Source organism: Paenarthrobacter nitroguajacolicus (genome assembly GCF_051027655.1).
Taxonomy (GTDB): domain Bacteria; phylum Actinomycetota; class Actinomycetes; order Actinomycetales; family Micrococcaceae; genus Arthrobacter; species Arthrobacter nitroguajacolicus.
Genome location: NZ_CP073234.1, coordinates 2666984 through 2682916, shown reverse-complemented (window position 1 = coordinate 2682916; position 15933 = coordinate 2666984). Strand labels below are relative to the sequence as shown.

The following is a 15933-nucleotide window of genomic DNA, read 5'->3' as shown; positions in this document are numbered from 1 at the left end:
TCGCGCTGGAGCTAGTGACCCCTGGCGATCCACTCATCCAGGTGCGGCTTTTCCGCGCCGATGGTGGTGGAATCGCCGTGTCCGGTGCGGACCACGGTTGCCTCGGGCAGTGGGAGGAGCTTGGTCCGGATGGACTCGATGATGGTGGGGAAGTCGCTGTATGAGCGTCCCGTCGCACCGGGTCCGCCTTGGAAGAGTGTGTCTCCGCTGAAGAGTGTTTCTTCGCTGGGCAGGTGGAACGAGACAGACCCGGGCGAGTGTCCGGGAGTGTGGATCGCTTTCAGTGTTGCACCGGCAACGGTGAACTCGTCGCCGTCCATGATTGCCACATCGGGATCAATTTCGGGGAACACTGCCCGCCATAGCATCCAGTCGTCCTGGTGCAGGTGGATGGGAGCTTTGACGAGCTCCCAAAACGCGCCGGCGGAACTGATGTGGTCGTCATGGCCGTGGGTCAGCAAAATGGCTTTGACGGTGCGGCCGCCCACGGCCTCACGAATCGCTTCGGGGTTGTGGGCGGGGTCGATGACGATGCATTCGGAGTCGTCGCCGATGATCCAGACGTTGTTGTCAACGTCCCAGGTTCCGCCGTCCAGGGAGAATGTCCCGGAAGTAACGACGTGATCGATTGCGAGGTTGCCGGCGCTCACAGCTCAACCACCGATCGCAGGACGGCGCCTTGATGCATCTTGTCGAACGCTTCTTCGACCTGGTTGATGGTGATGCGCTCGGTCACGAATGCGTCCAGGTCCAGCTTGCCCTGCTTGTAGAGGTCCACGAGCATGGGGAAGTCCCTGGATGGCAGGCAGTCGCCGTACCAGGATGACTTGAGTGATCCGCCTCGGCCGAAGACGTCAAGAAGTGGTAGTTCCAGTGTCATCTCCGGAGTGGGGACACCAACCAGGACCACGGTGCCTGCAAGGTCGCGGGCGTAGAACGCCTGCTTGTAGGTTTCGGGACGTCCGACGGCGTCAATCACCACGTCTGCACCGAAGCCGCCTGTCAGGGCGCGGATTTCTTCGACGGGGTCTCCTGTGGATGAATCCACGGTGTGTGTCGCGCCGAGTTCTTTGGCGCGCTCGAGCTTCTTTGCGTCGATGTCGACGGCGATGATGGTGGTGGCGCCTGCGAGCGCGGCACCGGCGATGGCTGCTACGCCCACGCCGCCGCAACCAATGACGGCCACCGAGTCACCACGCTTGACGCCGCCGGTGTTCAGTGCCGCACCCAAGCCTGCCATGACGCCGCAGCCGAGCAGCCCGACAGCGGCGGCATCGGCGTCGGGGTCTACCTTGGTGCATTGTCCGGCGGCGACCAGGGTCTTTTCGGTGAACGCGCCGATGCCCAGGGCGGGCGAGAGTTCCGTGCCGTCTTCGAGGGTCATTTTTTGGGTGGCGTTGTGGGTGTTGAAGCAGTACTGGGCTTGGCCGCGGTTGCAAGCACGACAGTTACCGCAGACTGCCCGCCAGTTGAGGACGACGCGGTCGCCGGGGGCTACATCGGTGACATCGGGGCCCACCGCGCTGACAACGCCGGTGGCTTCGTGGCCGAGCAGGAACGGAAAATCGTCGCTGATGCCGCCCAGTTTGTAGTGGAGGTCTGTGTGGCAGACGCCGCTGGTGAGGATGTCTACCAGTGCTTCTCCCGGTCCGGGTTCGGGAACCAGGATGGTTTCTAGGGTTGCGGGTGCGCCTTTGGAGCGGACGACGACACCTTTGACTGCGTGGACCATGGAGATGTTCCCTTCGGGCTCTCGGAGGGCAGGCCCAATAATGCAGCAGGGCCCGCTACGGATTCCCATTCTGTCTATCACAGGTGACAGACAGTATGTGGATTGTTCCGTGCGGGCCCAGGCAGTAGCCGAGTGGACAGCTTATGCGGCCAAGCGGTTTTCGACTTCGGAGGCGGAGGGGTTGGTGGCCGCGGTTCCGTCGGGGAAGAGGACGGTGGGGACTGTGCGGTTGCCTCCGTTGAGCTGCTCGACGAGTTCGGCAGTGCCATCCACTTCTTCGATGTTGATCTCGGTGTAGCCGATGCCTTTGGCGTCCAGCTGCTTCTTCAGGCGGTTGCAGTAGCCGCACCAGGTGGTCGAGAACATGGTGATGGTGCCGGAGTCGGGAGTGAAGTCCACAGAGCTCTCCTCAGTATTGATCGTTTGCACGGGATGGTTCGTTGTTATCAACGGTAACCCGCGTCCGAATAATTCCCGTTCGGTGGCGAAGCCGGGTTACGTCACATGCCTGTGCTGGTGCGTTCGGCGGGGAGGGGGCAGACTGTTGCCATGTGTGGACGCTATGTGATGGCCCGTGCGGTGGGGGACCTGCTTGCCGATTTCGACGCCGAGCTTGAGAACGAGATTGCCCTTGGGAAATCGTGGAATGTGGCTCCTACGGATGCTGTTCCCATTGTGTTGGAGAGACTGATTGACGACGACGTTAAGCGACAGCTCCACGTCGCGAAGTGGGGGCTGGTGCCCTCATGGGCGAAGGACCCCAAGGGCGGCGCGAGGCTTATCAACGCCCGCAGCGAAACGTTGTTGGAGAAGCCGTCCTTCAAGAAAGCTGCGGTGGCCAGGCGTTGTGCGGTTCCCGCGGATGGCTACTACGAGTGGAAGAAGGGCGAGGGCAAGAACAAGCAACCGTACTATGTGCATCCGGCGGACGGCCACGGTCTGGTCTTTGCGGGCTTGTACGAGTGGTGGCGGGACCAGTCAGCTTCCCCTGATGATCCGGGCCGCTGGTTGCTGTCCATGTCCATCCTGACCGCCGACACCCCCACGGTGGAGGAGGCGCGAACCCGGCGCAGTGCTTCGGTGTTTGACGAACTGACTGCCCTCCATGACAGGGTTCCGTTGCCCATGAGCACTGAGACGATGGAAGCGTGGTTGGATCCGCGCGAGAAAGACGCCCAGGGGTTGGTGGACATGGTCCGGTCCAGGGCACACGACGCCGCCGCTGCTTGGACGCTGGACCCGGTGGGGGCCGCAGTGGGCAATGTCCGTAACAACTCACCGGAACTCATCGAACCGGTGGAGGGTCTCTTCTAGTAGTTAGAGGGCTTCGTTCACCGGCACGCCGGATTGGAACTCCCGGCCATCGGCTTCGCTGAAGCCCGTCATGACATGGCCTTTGCTGAGGCCGTGGATGGCCGACATCGGGAAGTTCCCCGTGATGACGTTGCCGGAGTGCTCCACGCCCTTGATGTCGTAGTTCTCCTCGGCACTGAGGGAGTGGTTGAAGGAGTAGAACGAGATTGCCTCGCCGTTCATGAACTCGATTCCGAGCCTGCGCTGTGAGGAATAGTCCTCGCTGGCAGCAACAAGGCCCACGACGTAAGCGCCGGAGCCTGGTATGTTGCCGTCGATTTCGAACCTTGCCACGAGGTTGTCGTCTTCGGCGGAGATGTTGACCTGCTTCAGGAGTGCGTCATTGGTGCTCATGCCACAATCCTGCTCTGTGGACCGGCTGCCGTCCACCCCTTGACTTTCAACCTTCCAGCAAGCGCCGGACGTTCCGTGCCACCGTAGCGCTATCCGTGTGCTGCCCTTTGCGGGCGGTCAGCAGGTGCATGGCCAGGCCGTCGCTGTAGTCGGATACTGCTTCCGCCCGGGCCCTGGCTTCTGGTATTCCCATGGCTTCGAGCAGTTGCGCCAAGGCCGATACCAGCCGCTCGTGCCCGGCAGCCACAACATCGGGCTGGTCAAGGGCAAAGGCGAAACGTGCCCGGGTCAGTTCCGCGTTCTCATGCGCGAGTCCCATGACCGCTCCGGCGATCTGCTCCGCCAAGGTGGCTGCCGACGTCGGGATTTCCCTTCCACCCTGCTGGAGCAGGAGGCGGTCCCGTTCTTCAACGCGGTCGACGGCGGCCCCTATCAGCGCTGCACGGCTGCGGAAATAGTTCGAGGTAGTTCCGACGGCGACGCCTGCCTGGGCGTCGACGGCCCGGTGGGTGAGTCCCTTGAGGCCCTTGGCAGCAACGACTGCGAGCGCTGCGTCGGCAAGTTCGGTTCGGCGGTCCGGCATGGCGAAAGTCTAGCTTCAAACCCTATCGGCACTACAAATGTAGTAGTACAGTGTGGCCATGGAAAAAGTGGACATCATTGGTGGAGGAATCGCCGGGCTTGCGCTCGCAGGGATGCTCAACCCCGGCAGGTTCGACGTCACTGTCCATGAACAGCGGACCGAACTCCCAACAGTCGGAACAACCTTGGCCATGTGGCCGGAAGCCCAGCAGGCGTTATCCAGACTGGGGATACTCGGCGCCGTGCGGAATCATGGAGCCATTATCAAAGCCGGCGCACTTCGACGGCCCTCCGGTGAAGCCCTGCTGTCCATGGAGGGTGAGGGTTTGTTGGGAGTATCCCGACCCGAACTGCTGAGGCTGCTGGACACCGCGGTGCCCGTCTCCGTACGCCGGGTAGCGGGGAGGGTGGATCAACCTTCGGGCGCAGCCACGTTGACCGTGGGAGCCGATGGAGTCAACAGCATTGTTCGGAGGGATTCGTGGGGCAAGCGAAGTGCGGCAAAGCCCACACCCTTCCTGGCAGTCCGGGGAGTCGTTCCCGGAACCCCGTCCCCACACGACGTTGGAGAATACTGGGGACGCGGTGAAATTTTCGGCTTGGCCCCTGCCATAGGGGGAAGCAACTGGTACGCCTCCTTCCGCTCCGAGTTGGGCCCGGACAAGGTAGATGTCGCAGAGGCACTCGAAGTGACACGTCAACGCTATGCCAACTACTCGTCCGCAGTGCGGGATGTACTCTCCCAGGCAAATCCGGAGACGTCACTGGCGCAACGCATCTGGACCACTCCACCCATGGGTCGATACACGCGAGGGAGCGTTGCGCTGGTAGGGGATGCCGCGCACGCCATGACCCCAAACCTGGGGCGTGGCGCCTGCGAAGCCCTCATCGATGCTGTGACCCTGGGCGAACTGCTGAACGACCAACCCATGGACCAGGCACTCGCCACCTACAACAGCAGGCGGGTCATACGAACCCAACTACTCCGCTCGGCTTCTTACGCCATGGGGAGCATTGCTCTTGCCCAGGGCGCACAACCATGGCGCGACGCCTTGCTGAAGCAGGTGGGAAAACGTGTGGCCGGAGCCCGGGAGAAGGCTGAAACTTCGAAGTAGGTTTTGTCGGTACGTCGGCGTAAACTTGATTTATTCGAACATACTTTCGAATATGGTTTCCTGGCGTAAAGAGGTGAGGGCATGGGGCTGTTCAGTGAATCTGTCGGAGTTAGCTGCACTGACGCAGGCCAGCCGCGGGAAGTCCACTGGAAAGGAACGCAATACACGGTCACCAACGAACCTGTTCGATGGTACGAACGGCGCCAATGGTGGCTTGAAGAAAGCCGCGCCCCCCTTGGCAGCGGAGCTGGCCTGGTTGACCACGAGATCTGGCGTGTCCAACTCCTGCCAACCTCATCTGACGCAGAAACCAGCCACCCCATCACCCTCGACCTGGTCCGGCACGTAGGAAGCGGACGCTGGAGACTCCTGCGCATCCACGACGCCGCACCAGCACGCGCCGTAGAACCCGAAGAAGCGGCGTAAACGTTGAGCTTCACCCACCTGCACGTCTCCACGGCATTCAGCGCACACTACGGCGTCTCCTGGCCGGATGAGCTAGCCCAAACAGCCGCAGCAGACGGAGCCACAGCGCTCGCCTGCACAGACCGGGACGGCCTGTACGGCACCATCAAACACCTCAAAGCATGCATGGACGCAGGCATCGACCCCATCGTAGGGGTGGACCTGGCGGTATTCGACGACGACGGCGACCACCGCACCCAAGTCGCGGGCCGCGTCGTCGTACTCGCCCACGGAAACAACAACGGCGCCGGGTATAGGGCACTGTGCCGCCTTATATCCGACGCCCACGCACGCACTTCAGGCAAAGCCGGGGGAGCGGTCCCCGCTGCAGTCACCCGCGGCGAACTCGCATCAAGGACCCTCGAGCCCAAAACCCTCAAACCAGTCCTGACCGTGCTGATAGGACCCGACTCAGACGTCGGCCAAGCCATGGGAGGCCGTAAATACCTCAGGCCCAGAACCCTCTTCAAACAATGGATCGACGCCATGCCACCCGGCACCATGGTCGCTGAAGTCGTATCACACCTCAGCGCCCCCGGAGAACCACTAAGCACCGCCCATGCCGTGCGCATGCTCAAGCTCGCACTCGAATACAACATTCCCGCAATCCTCAGCAACGCCGTCCGCTACTGTGCCCAGGACGGCGCCGCCACCGCAGACGTCCTCGACTCCGCACGAACCCTCAAATCCCTCCCTGAACTCTCAACGGCACCCCTGCTCCAACCAGCAGGGATGCTCCAACCAACAGGGCAGGGCTGGCTTAAGACGCCGCACCAAATGCTCCAACTCGGCAAAGAAATCATGGGCGCAGCAGGCCTGGGGAAAGCCGACCTCACCAAACTCCTCGCAAACACTGAAGCGCTCGCAGACAAATGCCGCATCAATCCTGTCCTTGATATGGGATGGAAGAAACCGGTAGTTCCCGAGGCCTCCATCATCGGCATCGACGCTGACCCCATGATTGAACTCACTCAACGCTGCGAAGCCGGAATCACCCGACGGTTCCCGGGCATCAATGGAGATGCAGAAGAACATCTGCGCTCGCGGTTGGAGCACGAGCTGGGAATCATCGGCAGGCTCGGCTTTGCCTCGTACTTCCTAACAGTGGCAGAAGTTTCAAGGATGATCCTCGATATGGGGGTCAGGGTAGCTGCGAGGGGATCCGGTGCCTCAAGCCTGGTCAATTACTTGATCGATATCAGCCAGGTTGACCCGATCCGCCATGACCTCATTTTCGAGCGCTTCCTCTCCGGCCGCAGGTCCACGCTTCCTGACATTGATATTGATGTGGAAAGTGCTGAAAGGCATAACGTCTACCGAAAGATTTTTGACCGCTTCGGTGCCGAACGCGTCACCCTGATGAGCATGCAAAACGGCTATAGGGCACGTGGTGCCGTTCGGGATGCAGGCATGGCCCTGGGAATGCCTGACGAAGAAGTGGGTGAGATTGCCAAGCAACTGTGGAGATTCTCTGCACGTAAATTCCGCGAAGCCCTGGTGGAGAAGCCCGAGTTGCGCGATTTTGCCGGGCGCGTGGAGCGGGGTGCCATGGAGGAGAACCAGCAGTTGGATTTGTTGGTGGATCTCACCGAAAGGCTGGATCGGCTGCCCCGGCATATCTCCATGCATCCCTGTGGAGTGATTTTGGGAGATGCAACACTCCTGGACCGAACTCCCGTTCAGCCCAGCGGTTTGGGCCTGCCCATGAGCCAGTTCGACAAACACGACATGGACCCCATGGGCATGCTCAAACTGGATGTCCTGGGAGTGCGCATGCAGAGCGCCATGGCATTCGCGGTTCGGGAAGTAATCAGGCTGCATCCTTCCAAGGCTGAAGTTGTCGCAGCCGGGCGGCATCCAGTGGAGCCAGGTGGCGCAGGTCCCGACTACATCGCCCCTGACGGCAGGATTGACCTCAACGCCGTACCGTTCGACGATGAGCCCACCTATGAGCTGATCCGGAGTACCCACACACTCGGTTGCTTCCAGATCGAATCACCGGGACAGCGTGAGCTCATTGGAAAGATGGCGCCCCGGGAATTCAACGATCTCATCATCGACATCTCACTTTTCAGGCCCGGACCCATGAAATCCGACATGGTGCGACCCTTCCTGGAACATCGGCATGGCTTTGCTCCTGAGATTTATCCCCACCAGGACCTGAAGCCCGTGTTGGAAGAGACCCATGGCGTTACCGTGTTCCATGAACAGATCTTGAAGACCTTCCACGTCATGACTGGCTGCGGTTTGGACAGGGCTGATGAGTTTCGCAGGGCCCTGGGCGACGAAGTGCATGAGCCGGGTGTGGAGAAGTACTTCCGCAGGGAAGCAATCAAGAACTACTCTCCCGAAGTGGTGGACAAGGTCTGGGGAACCTTGAAAGCCTTCGGCAGTTTTGGTTTCTGCAAAGCCCACGGTGCTGCCTTTGCGGTGCCCACTTATCAGTCCGCCTGGCTCAAGGCCCATCATCCCGAGGCTTTTCTTGCCGGTCTGTGGGAACATGACCCCGGGATGTATCCCAAACGCCTTCTGGTAGCGGAAGCCCGCCGACTCGGCATTCCCATCCTGCCTTTGGATATCAACAGGAGCCAGGCTGAATATCGAGTAGAGAAAATCCAACAGGGCCCCGACCAGGGCAAGCTCGGAATCCGCTTGAGCCTCACGGGAATCTACGGACTTTCAGGCGCAGAGCTGAAACGCATCGCGGCCGGGCAACCTTACGATTCCTTGGCGGACCTGCGCGCGCGGGCAAGGGTGAGCAAGCCGAACATCAAAAGACTTGCCCAACTTGGCGCCTTCGATGCTTTGCATAAAGACTCTGGCGGAAAAGCTAACCGGGCCGATCTTGTGCACCATTTGCAGGCACTCCAAAGCAGCCCTTCGAAAAAAGCTGCAGACGTCATCGAAGGTCAACTGTCATTTGCCTTGGGCGATATTGAATTGAGGAACCTGGCTCCTGAACTTCCCGAACCTTCCATGGTGGACAACGTCAGGGCGGAACTTGATCTCATGGCTGTGGATGTCAGCGAGCATCTGATGGATAGCCACAGGCCATTGTTGGACAAACTGGGAGTTACAACGGCAGACAAACTCCTGGGCTTGCGCAACGGGACCGAAGTCCTGGTGGCAGGGGTCCGAATAGCGACCCAGACCCCACCCATGCGAGGCGGGCGGCGCGTCGTCTTCATCAGCATCGACGACGGTACCGGCTGTGTGGATTCGGTCTTCTTCCATGAAGCGCAGGAAGAATCCGGGCCACTGCTGTTTGGTACCCGCCTGCTGCTGATCCGTGGAACCACCAGAAGGACAGGTCCCAAGGGAATCAGCCTGAGCGCCAGCAAAGCCTGGGACCTCAGCCGGCCCGAAGCATTGCCATTTGCCGAGCTCCTACCTGCCGAAACCGGGCTACCGGAGGAATACACCCAGCAGGGGCCGCTCCACGGCATCTCCAGGAACCTTGCCATCACCGGCCTGGGTAGCTGAACCCGGCAGAATCATGCCTCGGTTAGCCGGATTCGGCCACGGCGCGCTGCTTTGGCCGCCTTCGCTGAAGCGGATACGATTGACGGTGGCTGGCTGTGGTCCCCGTACGCCACAAGCTATGAAGCCTTAACTATGAATAGGAGACACCCGTGTCAGATGCCCAACAGATCACCCTCATCGTCGATGGCGAAGAGACCAAGGTGACGGAAGGGACTACCGGCGCGGAACTCTTCTTCGAGCGCCGCGACGTCGTTGTAGCCCGTGTGGATGGTGTGCTGAAGGACCTTGACCAGGTCCTCACCGAAGGCGCAGACGTCCAGGGCGTCACCATCGATTCCCCTGATGGGCTCAACGTTCTCCGCCACTCAACAGCCCACGTTATGGCACAGGCTGTTCAGCAGTTGCGCCCCGACGCCAAGCTCGGAATCGGCCCGTACATCACTGACGGCTTCTACTTCGACTTCGACGTCGCTGAGCCGTTCACCCCGGAAGACCTCCGCACGCTGGAAAAGATGATGCAAAAGATCATCAACCAGAACCAGAAATTCGTTCGACGTGTGGTTACCGAAGAAGAAGCCCGCGAAGCGATGGCCAACGAGCCCTACAAGCTCGAGCTGCTGGGCAAGAAGAACGACGCAAGCGATGCGGTGGAAGGCGTCAATGTCGAGGTAGGTGCGGGCGACATCACGATCTACGACAATGTGGATCGAAAGAGCGGCGAGAGCATCTGGTGCGATCTTTGCCGCGGTCCCCACCTGCAGAACACCAAAATCATCGCCAACGCCTTCGCGTTGACCCGCTCTTCCGCAGCGTACTGGCTCGGCAACCAGAACAACCAGCAGTTGCAGCGCATCTACGGCACCGCGTGGCCCACCAAGGAAGCCCTCAAGGCTTACCAGGAGCGCATTGCTGAAGCTGAGCGACGGGACCACCGCAAGCTCGGCGTCGAACTTGACCTCTTCTCCTTCCCGGATGAGCTGGGCTCAGGCCTCCCTGTGTTCCACCCCAAGGGTGGCATCATCCGCAAGGCAATGGAGGACTACTCCCGTCAACGCCACGTGGACGCAGGTTACGAGTTCGTCTACACCCCGCACATCACCAAGGGACACCTCTACGAGGTCTCCGGCCACCTTGACTGGTACAAGGACGGCATGTTCCCGGCGATGCAGGTAGACGCTGAATTCAACGAAGACGGCACCGTTCGGAAGCCGGCGCAGGATTACTACCTGAAGCCGATGAACTGCCCCATGCACAACCTGATCTTCCGCTCACGGGGCCGGTCCTACCGCGAACTTCCGCTGCGCCTCTTCGAATTCGGCTCTGTGTACCGCTACGAAAAGTCCGGGGTTGTGCACGGTCTGACCCGCGTCCGTGGCATGACACAGGACGACGCCCACATCTACTGCACCCGCGAACAGATGAAGGACGAGCTCACCACCACGCTGAACTTCGTCCTGGGCCTGCTCAAGGATTACGGCCTGGACGACTTCTACCTGGAACTCTCTACCAAGAACGAAGAGAAGTTCGTTGGTGACGATGCCGCTTGGGAGGAAGCCACCCGCACACTTTCCGAGGTTGCTGCGGCTTCCGGTTTGGAGCTGGTACCGGACCCGGGTGGAGCAGCATTCTACGGACCTAAAATCTCCGTCCAGGCAAAGGACGCACTCGGCAGGACCTGGCAGATGTCCACCATCCAGCTGGACTTCAACCTGCCTGAGCGTTTCGAACTGGAGTACCAGGCAGCCGACGGCACACGCCAGCGGCCGGTCATGATCCACCGAGCCCTTTTCGGTTCCGTAGAACGCTTCATGGGTGTACTCACCGAGCACTACGCCGGGGCGTTCCCGGCCTGGCTGGCTCCTGTCCAGGTGGTGGGAATCCCCGTAGCGGAAACTTTCAACGACTACATGTTCGACGTCGTTGGCCAGCTCAAAGCTGCAGGAATCCGTGCCGAGGTTGATATCTCCTCGGACCGGTTCCCGAAGAAGATCCGCACGGCCAGCAAAGACAAGATCCCCTTCGTCCTGATTGCCGGTGGTGAGGACGCAGAAGCCGGTGCGGTGTCGTTCCGCTTCCGGGACGGCAGCCAGGATAACGGGGTTCCCGTGGCCGAGGCGGTCCGCAGGATCGTTGACGCCGTCAAGAACCGCGAGAGCTGACGGAACGGACACATAGACGGTGCAGGAGAACACAGGCGCGGCAGCTGACCTTCCAGGCGACGCAGACGTAACCGATGACTTCGGATTGGCGGGCGTACCGGACGCGTTTCAGCGCCTGTGGACTCCGCACCGTATGGCCTACATCAAGGGCGGGCAGGATCAATTCAAAAACAAGGATGACTGCCCGTTCTGTGTAGGACCCACGCGCTCGGATGAGGAATCCCTCATCGTCCATAGGGGAAGGACCTGCTATGTGGTCCTGAATTTGTTCCCGTACAACCCCGGGCATCTGTTGATCTGTCCCTACCGGCACGTTCCCGACTACACGGACATCACGGCAGAGGAAACGGCAGAGTTCGCCGATCTTACCCAGACGGCAATGCGCGTGCTGCGGAAGGTTTCGAATCCCAGCGGGTTCAATCTGGGCATGAACCAAGGCGTTACCGGCGGTGCAGGCATCGCTGCGCATCTCCATCAGCACGTGGTTCCGCGCTGGGGCGGGGATGGAAACTTTTTCCCGATCATCGCTCAGACCAAGGCCATTACGCAGACCCTTGATGAGGTCCGCAAGCTTGTGGCCGAAGCCTGGCCGGGGGAGTCGAATGCTCAATAGGCATGCGCGCGGCTTTTTCACTTCACTTTTTACACCTCTAGCGCGTTGGCTCCTCAGGATCGGTGTGTCTCCGGACGCAGTGACCATTGCAGGGACCGCCGGCGTCATCCTGGGAGGACTCGTCCTCTACCCGCTGGGCTTCTTATGGTGGGGTTCAGTCGTGGTCGCCTTTTTTGCGTTCTCGGATGTCGTAGACGGAATCATGGCAAGGCTGCAGGGGCGGAGCGGTGGTTGGGGTAATTTCCTGGACTCTACCTTGGACCGTCTCGCCGATGGCGCGATTTTTGCCGGCCTCACCATCTGGTTTTTCACCGGCGGTGAGGATCCGGCAATAGGCACCGCCGCCGTCGTCTGCCTGGTTCTTGGCATGGTTGTTTCCTACGCCCGGGCCAAAGCGGAGTCCTTGGGCTACCAAGCCAGTGTGGGGATCGCTGAGCGCGCAGAACGCTTGGCTTCCGTGCTGCTCATCACGGGGCTCACGGGATTGGGGCTCCCGCCGGTTGTGTTGTTCGGGACCCTGATTCTTCTTGCCCTGGCCAGCCTGGTGACGATCGTCCAGCGAATGTCGGCAGTGCGGCGGCAGGCCATGGCTGAAGCCGATGGAACCGCTGCAGCGTAAAGGACCAGCAGGCAATGCATGCCAAAGGAACTGGCAAGCGACCAATGTGGCTCCTCCGAAGTTGTGCACCTGCCCTACTGGAGCCCGCTTTGTTGCCCGCTCAGGCAGTAATGAATGTACTGCCACCATGCAAGGTGCGACTACTATTACTAGTACTTGGTCACCTTGACCTGAAACCCGGTGTGCGCTGATAGCGGTCGTGTGGCTGCGTGCGCCCCCGGCAAGAAGGTCGTTTATCTACCCATAGGGGTTTTTGTGTCTACACCAGATGTAAGCAACGAAGCCGGTTCGTCCGCGAACAGCGTCACGGGCAGCAGCCGCGTCAAGCGGGGCATGGCGGAGATGCTCAAGGGCGGCGTCATCATGGACGTCGTTAACGTCGAGCAGGCCCGCATCGCCGAGGATGCCGGTGCCGTCGCTGTCATGGCGCTCGAGCGTGTCCCGGCCGATATCCGCGCCCAGGGCGGCGTGTCCCGCATGTCCGACCCGGACATGATCGACGCGATCATCGCCGCCGTGTCCATCCCGGTCATGGCCAAGGCCCGCATCGGCCACTTCGTCGAAGCCCAGGTCCTGCAGTCCCTCGGTGTTGACTACATCGACGAGTCCGAGGTCCTGACCCCGGCTGACTACATCAACCACATCGACAAGTGGAACTTCACGGTCCCCTTCGTTTGCGGTGCCACCAACCTTGGTGAGGCCCTGCGCCGCATCAACGAGGGCGCGGCGATGATCCGTTCCAAGGGTGAGGCCGGCACCGGCGATGTTTCCAACGCGACCGGGCACATGCGCAAGATCCGCTCCGAGATCGCCAAGCTCGCAGCCCTGCCCGAGGACGAGCTCTACGTTGCGGCCAAGGAACTGCAGGCCCCGTACGAACTGGTCAAGGAAGTTGCAGCCACCGGCAAGCTCCCCGTGGTGTTGTTCACCGCCGGTGGCATCGCCACCCCGGCTGACGCTGCGATGATGATGCAGCTCGGCGCCGACGGCGTGTTCGTCGGCTCCGGCATCTTCAAGTCCGGCAACCCGGCCGAGCGCGCCGCCGCCGTCGTGAAGGCCACCACGTTCCACGACGACCCCGATGTCATCGCCAAGGTCTCCCGCGGCCTCGGCGAAGCCATGGTCGGCATCAACGTCGACGACATCCCGCAGCCCCACCGCCTCGCAGAGCGCGGCTGGTAAGCCGCACTTAAGTCTCGGACAGCGGCAATCCTCTGCGTGCTATTCCCCGCGCCCCGTTGGCAGCTAAGTAGCTGCTCAGGGCGCGGGGCGCCTTTTACGCACACTGCCGGATCGCCCCTGCCCTCAGCTTGAGGTGCTTGAGGTTATGAACGACGCCGGACGGTCGCCTTATGAGGTGAGCGTCCGGCGTCGTTGTGTTTAGTTGAGGCCGCGGCGCTTTAGCAGGGGGGCCAGGTCGGCGTCATGGCCTCGGAATGAGCGGAAGGATTCCAGCGGATCGCGGCTGTTACCCCTCGATAGCAGCTCGGATCTGAACCGGTCCCCGTTGGATCGGGTAAGGCCGCCGTTTTCCTTGAACCACTCCACGGTGTCCGCGTCCAGCACCTCACTCCAGATGTAGGAGTAATAGCCGGCTGCGTAGCCCGCGCCGGCGAAGATGTGCTGGAAGTAGCCGGTGCGATACCGCGGCGGGATCAGTGGGTGCGCGACTCCCGCGTCGGCCAAAGCCTTGGCTTCGAAGGCGGGAATGTCGTCCGGAACTTCGGACGCGGACAGCACGTGCCACGCCAGGTCAAGGAGGGCCGCGCCGAGGTATTCGGTGGTTGCGAAACCTTCTCCCCACAACAACGACTCATTGAGTTTGTCCACCGTGTCCTGGGGGAGAGCTTCCCCGGTGGAGTAGTGACGTGCGTAGTTGGCCAGTACCTCCGGCCACATGATCCACATTTCGTTGACCTGGGACGGGTACTCCACGAAATCGCGCGGCACGGACGTGCCGGAGAACCGCGGATAGGTGACATCGGAAAAGAGGCCGTGCAGGGCGTGGCCGAATTCATGGAAAACGGTACGGACCTCGTCCAAGGACAACAGTGTAGGCTCGCCGGGCGCCGGCTTGGTGATGTTGAGGTTGTTGATGACCACGGAGCGCGTTCCCAGGAGGCTGGACTGTTCGACCAGGGAATTCATCCAGGCACCTCCGCGCTTTGATTCCCGCGTGTAGTAGTCGCCCAGGAAGAGGCCGAGGCCGCTGCCGTCTTCATTCCGGACCTCCCAGATTCGGACGTCGGGGTGATAGCCGTCCAAGTCTTCGCGCTCATGGAAAGTGACCCCGTAAAGCTGCGTTGCCGCATGGAAGACACCGTCGTTGAGCACGGTTTCAAGGCTGAAGTAGGGCAGGAGTGCCTGCTCGTCCACCTCGAACTTTTCCTTTCGGACAAGTGCAGAGTAGTACGCCCAATCCCACGGCTCGAGTTGCTGTCCGGCGGATTCCGCTAAGGCGTCTGCCTCCTTCCGGGCGTTACGCACAGCAGCAGGTGCCAACTTGCCCAGCATCGCCGCCACCTCGCTGAAACCGGGAGCAGTCTGTTGGTCCACGACCAACTCAGCGAAGTTGGCAAACCCCAGGAGCGTAGCTTTCTCTGCCCGCAAACGCGCGGTAGCCTTCACAAGTTCACGGACATCCAAGTCGCCGCCATCGGTGCCGCGTGCCAGGGACGCTTCGAATAGACGACGGCGGATGGTCCGGTTCTCCAAGGACGCCATGGCGGGTTGGTTGCTGGGTTGGATCAAGGTCAGTAGGTACTTGCCGTCATGCCCGGCAAGCTTGGCTGCTTCCGCGGCGCCGGTGACCACTTCGGGCTGCAGCCCGGCAAGATCAGCGGCGTCGTCAAGAAGCAGGGCGGCGGACTTCATGGCTTCCTTGACGCGCTGGCCAAACTCGGTGCCCAATCGGGACAGTTCGGAGTTAACTTCACGCAAGCGTTGTTGCCCGGTGTCATCCAGTTGAATTCCGGACTGCCGGAACTCCTTGAGGTACTCCTGCACCAGTCGGGACGATTCTGCATCCAAGTCTGTTGTATCGATTGCTGCGAACCGGTGGTAGAGCGCGCGGTTCATGTAAACAGCATCCTGGTGTGCCGACAACTTAGGTGACAGCTCTGTCTCCAGCGCCTTGATGGCGTCGGAAGCATCCGCGGAAACCAGGGTGAAGAATGCCGCAGCCGCCCTGTTGAGGAGAAGCCCTGACCGCTCCATGGCCAGTGCCGTGTTTTCCAAGGTAGCTGGCTCCTGATTGGCCACGATCCGGGAAATCTCCTGGAGGTGCGATGCCAATCCTGCCTCTATAGCCTCCGCATAGTGCTCTGCTGAGATGCCGGCAAAGGGCGGCAGCCCATAGGGCAGGGGGCTGGGGCTCAAGAGTGGATTAGTCATGAAGTGACTCTTTCACGTAAGAATCGTGTCCTCAAGGGCGGCACGCCCGCTTCCGCAAAGCTCCC

14 protein-coding genes are annotated in these 15933 nt (G+C 61.0%); 8 read left to right on the top strand and 6 right to left on the bottom strand.

Annotated elements, in window-relative coordinates; all coding sequences use genetic code 11:
* Window positions 1-11: 11 nt before the first annotated feature.
* The 3 genes from KCX59_RS12720 to KCX59_RS12710 form a co-directional block, all read right to left on the bottom strand.
* On the bottom strand, window positions 12-650 hold the full coding sequence (locus KCX59_RS12720; protein ID WP_178993469.1) for an MBL fold metallo-hydrolase: 639 nt from the start codon (window positions 648-650) through the stop codon (window positions 12-14).
* Window positions 647-1732, bottom strand: a complete 1086-nt coding sequence (locus tag KCX59_RS12715) for an S-(hydroxymethyl)mycothiol dehydrogenase (RefSeq protein ID WP_178993470.1) — start codon at window positions 1730-1732, stop codon at window positions 647-649. Before KCX59_RS12715 ends, KCX59_RS12720 begins: the two co-directional genes overlap by 4 nt.
* Window positions 1733-1873: 141 nt before the next feature.
* Entirely contained in the window at window positions 1874-2131 is a 258-nt protein-coding gene (locus KCX59_RS12710) for a mycoredoxin (protein WP_017197512.1), read from the bottom strand.
* A 168-nt stretch (window positions 2132-2299) separates the two neighbouring features.
* Between KCX59_RS12710 and KCX59_RS12705 the strand changes: the two genes are divergently transcribed.
* Window positions 2300-3046, top strand: a complete 747-nt coding sequence (locus KCX59_RS12705; protein ID WP_243836841.1) for an SOS response-associated peptidase — start codon at window positions 2300-2302, stop codon at window positions 3044-3046.
* Between the two features lie 3 nt (window positions 3047-3049).
* On the opposite strand, the gene KCX59_RS12700 is transcribed toward KCX59_RS12705, so the two are convergent.
* Window positions 3050-3439 carry a hypothetical protein gene (locus KCX59_RS12700; protein ID WP_091467874.1) on the bottom strand — a complete coding sequence of 130 codons (390 nt, stop codon included), beginning with the start codon at window positions 3437-3439 and terminating at the stop codon, window positions 3050-3052.
* A gap of 46 nt (window positions 3440-3485) precedes the next feature.
* Window positions 3486-4022, bottom strand: coding sequence for a TetR/AcrR family transcriptional regulator (locus tag KCX59_RS12695; RefSeq protein ID WP_179016507.1), 537 nt, complete (start codon window positions 4020-4022; stop codon window positions 3486-3488).
* Window positions 4023-4074: 52 nt separating this feature from the next.
* Between KCX59_RS12695 and KCX59_RS12690 the strand changes: the two genes are divergently transcribed.
* The 7 genes from KCX59_RS12690 (at window position 4075) to pdxS (ending at window position 13657) form a co-directional block, all read left to right on the top strand.
* The gene (locus KCX59_RS12690) at window positions 4075-5136 is read left to right on the top strand and encodes an FAD-dependent monooxygenase (RefSeq protein WP_179016508.1); all 1062 of its coding nucleotides are present in this window, start codon (window positions 4075-4077) and stop codon (window positions 5134-5136) included.
* Window positions 5137-5217: 81 nt separating this feature from the next.
* Window positions 5218-5562, top strand: coding sequence for a DUF6504 family protein (locus tag KCX59_RS12685; protein WP_179016509.1), 345 nt, complete (start codon window positions 5218-5220; stop codon window positions 5560-5562).
* Window positions 5563-5565: 3 nt separating this feature from the next.
* Window positions 5566-9084 (top strand): DNA polymerase III subunit alpha, encoded by a 3519-nt coding sequence (locus tag KCX59_RS12680; RefSeq protein WP_179016510.1) that lies wholly within the window; start codon window positions 5566-5568, stop codon window positions 9082-9084.
* 149 nt (window positions 9085-9233) lie between these two features.
* Window positions 9234-11243 (top strand): threonine--tRNA ligase, encoded by a 2010-nt coding sequence (thrS, locus tag KCX59_RS12675; RefSeq protein ID WP_091467866.1) that lies wholly within the window; start codon window positions 9234-9236, stop codon window positions 11241-11243.
* 19 nt (window positions 11244-11262) lie between these two features.
* Complete coding sequence (locus KCX59_RS12670) at window positions 11263-11856, top strand: HIT family protein (protein ID WP_091467865.1); 594 nt, start codon at window positions 11263-11265, stop codon at window positions 11854-11856.
* Window positions 11846-12475 (top strand): phosphatidylinositol phosphate synthase, encoded by a 630-nt coding sequence (pgsA, locus tag KCX59_RS12665; protein WP_091467863.1) that lies wholly within the window; start codon window positions 11846-11848, stop codon window positions 12473-12475. The genes KCX59_RS12670 and pgsA overlap by 11 nt, the downstream gene beginning before the upstream one ends.
* A 255-nt stretch (window positions 12476-12730) precedes the next feature.
* Window positions 12731-13657, top strand: coding sequence for a pyridoxal 5'-phosphate synthase lyase subunit PdxS (gene pdxS / locus KCX59_RS12660; RefSeq protein WP_017197521.1), 927 nt, complete (start codon window positions 12731-12733; stop codon window positions 13655-13657).
* Window positions 13658-13855: 198 nt separating this feature from the next.
* Here the strand turns inward: pdxS and KCX59_RS12655 are convergent, their stop codons facing one another.
* Window positions 13856-15868 carry a M3 family metallopeptidase gene (locus KCX59_RS12655; RefSeq protein WP_179016511.1) on the bottom strand — a complete coding sequence of 671 codons (2013 nt, stop codon included), beginning with the start codon at window positions 15866-15868 and terminating at the stop codon, window positions 13856-13858.
* Window positions 15869-15933: the final 65 nt, after the last annotated feature.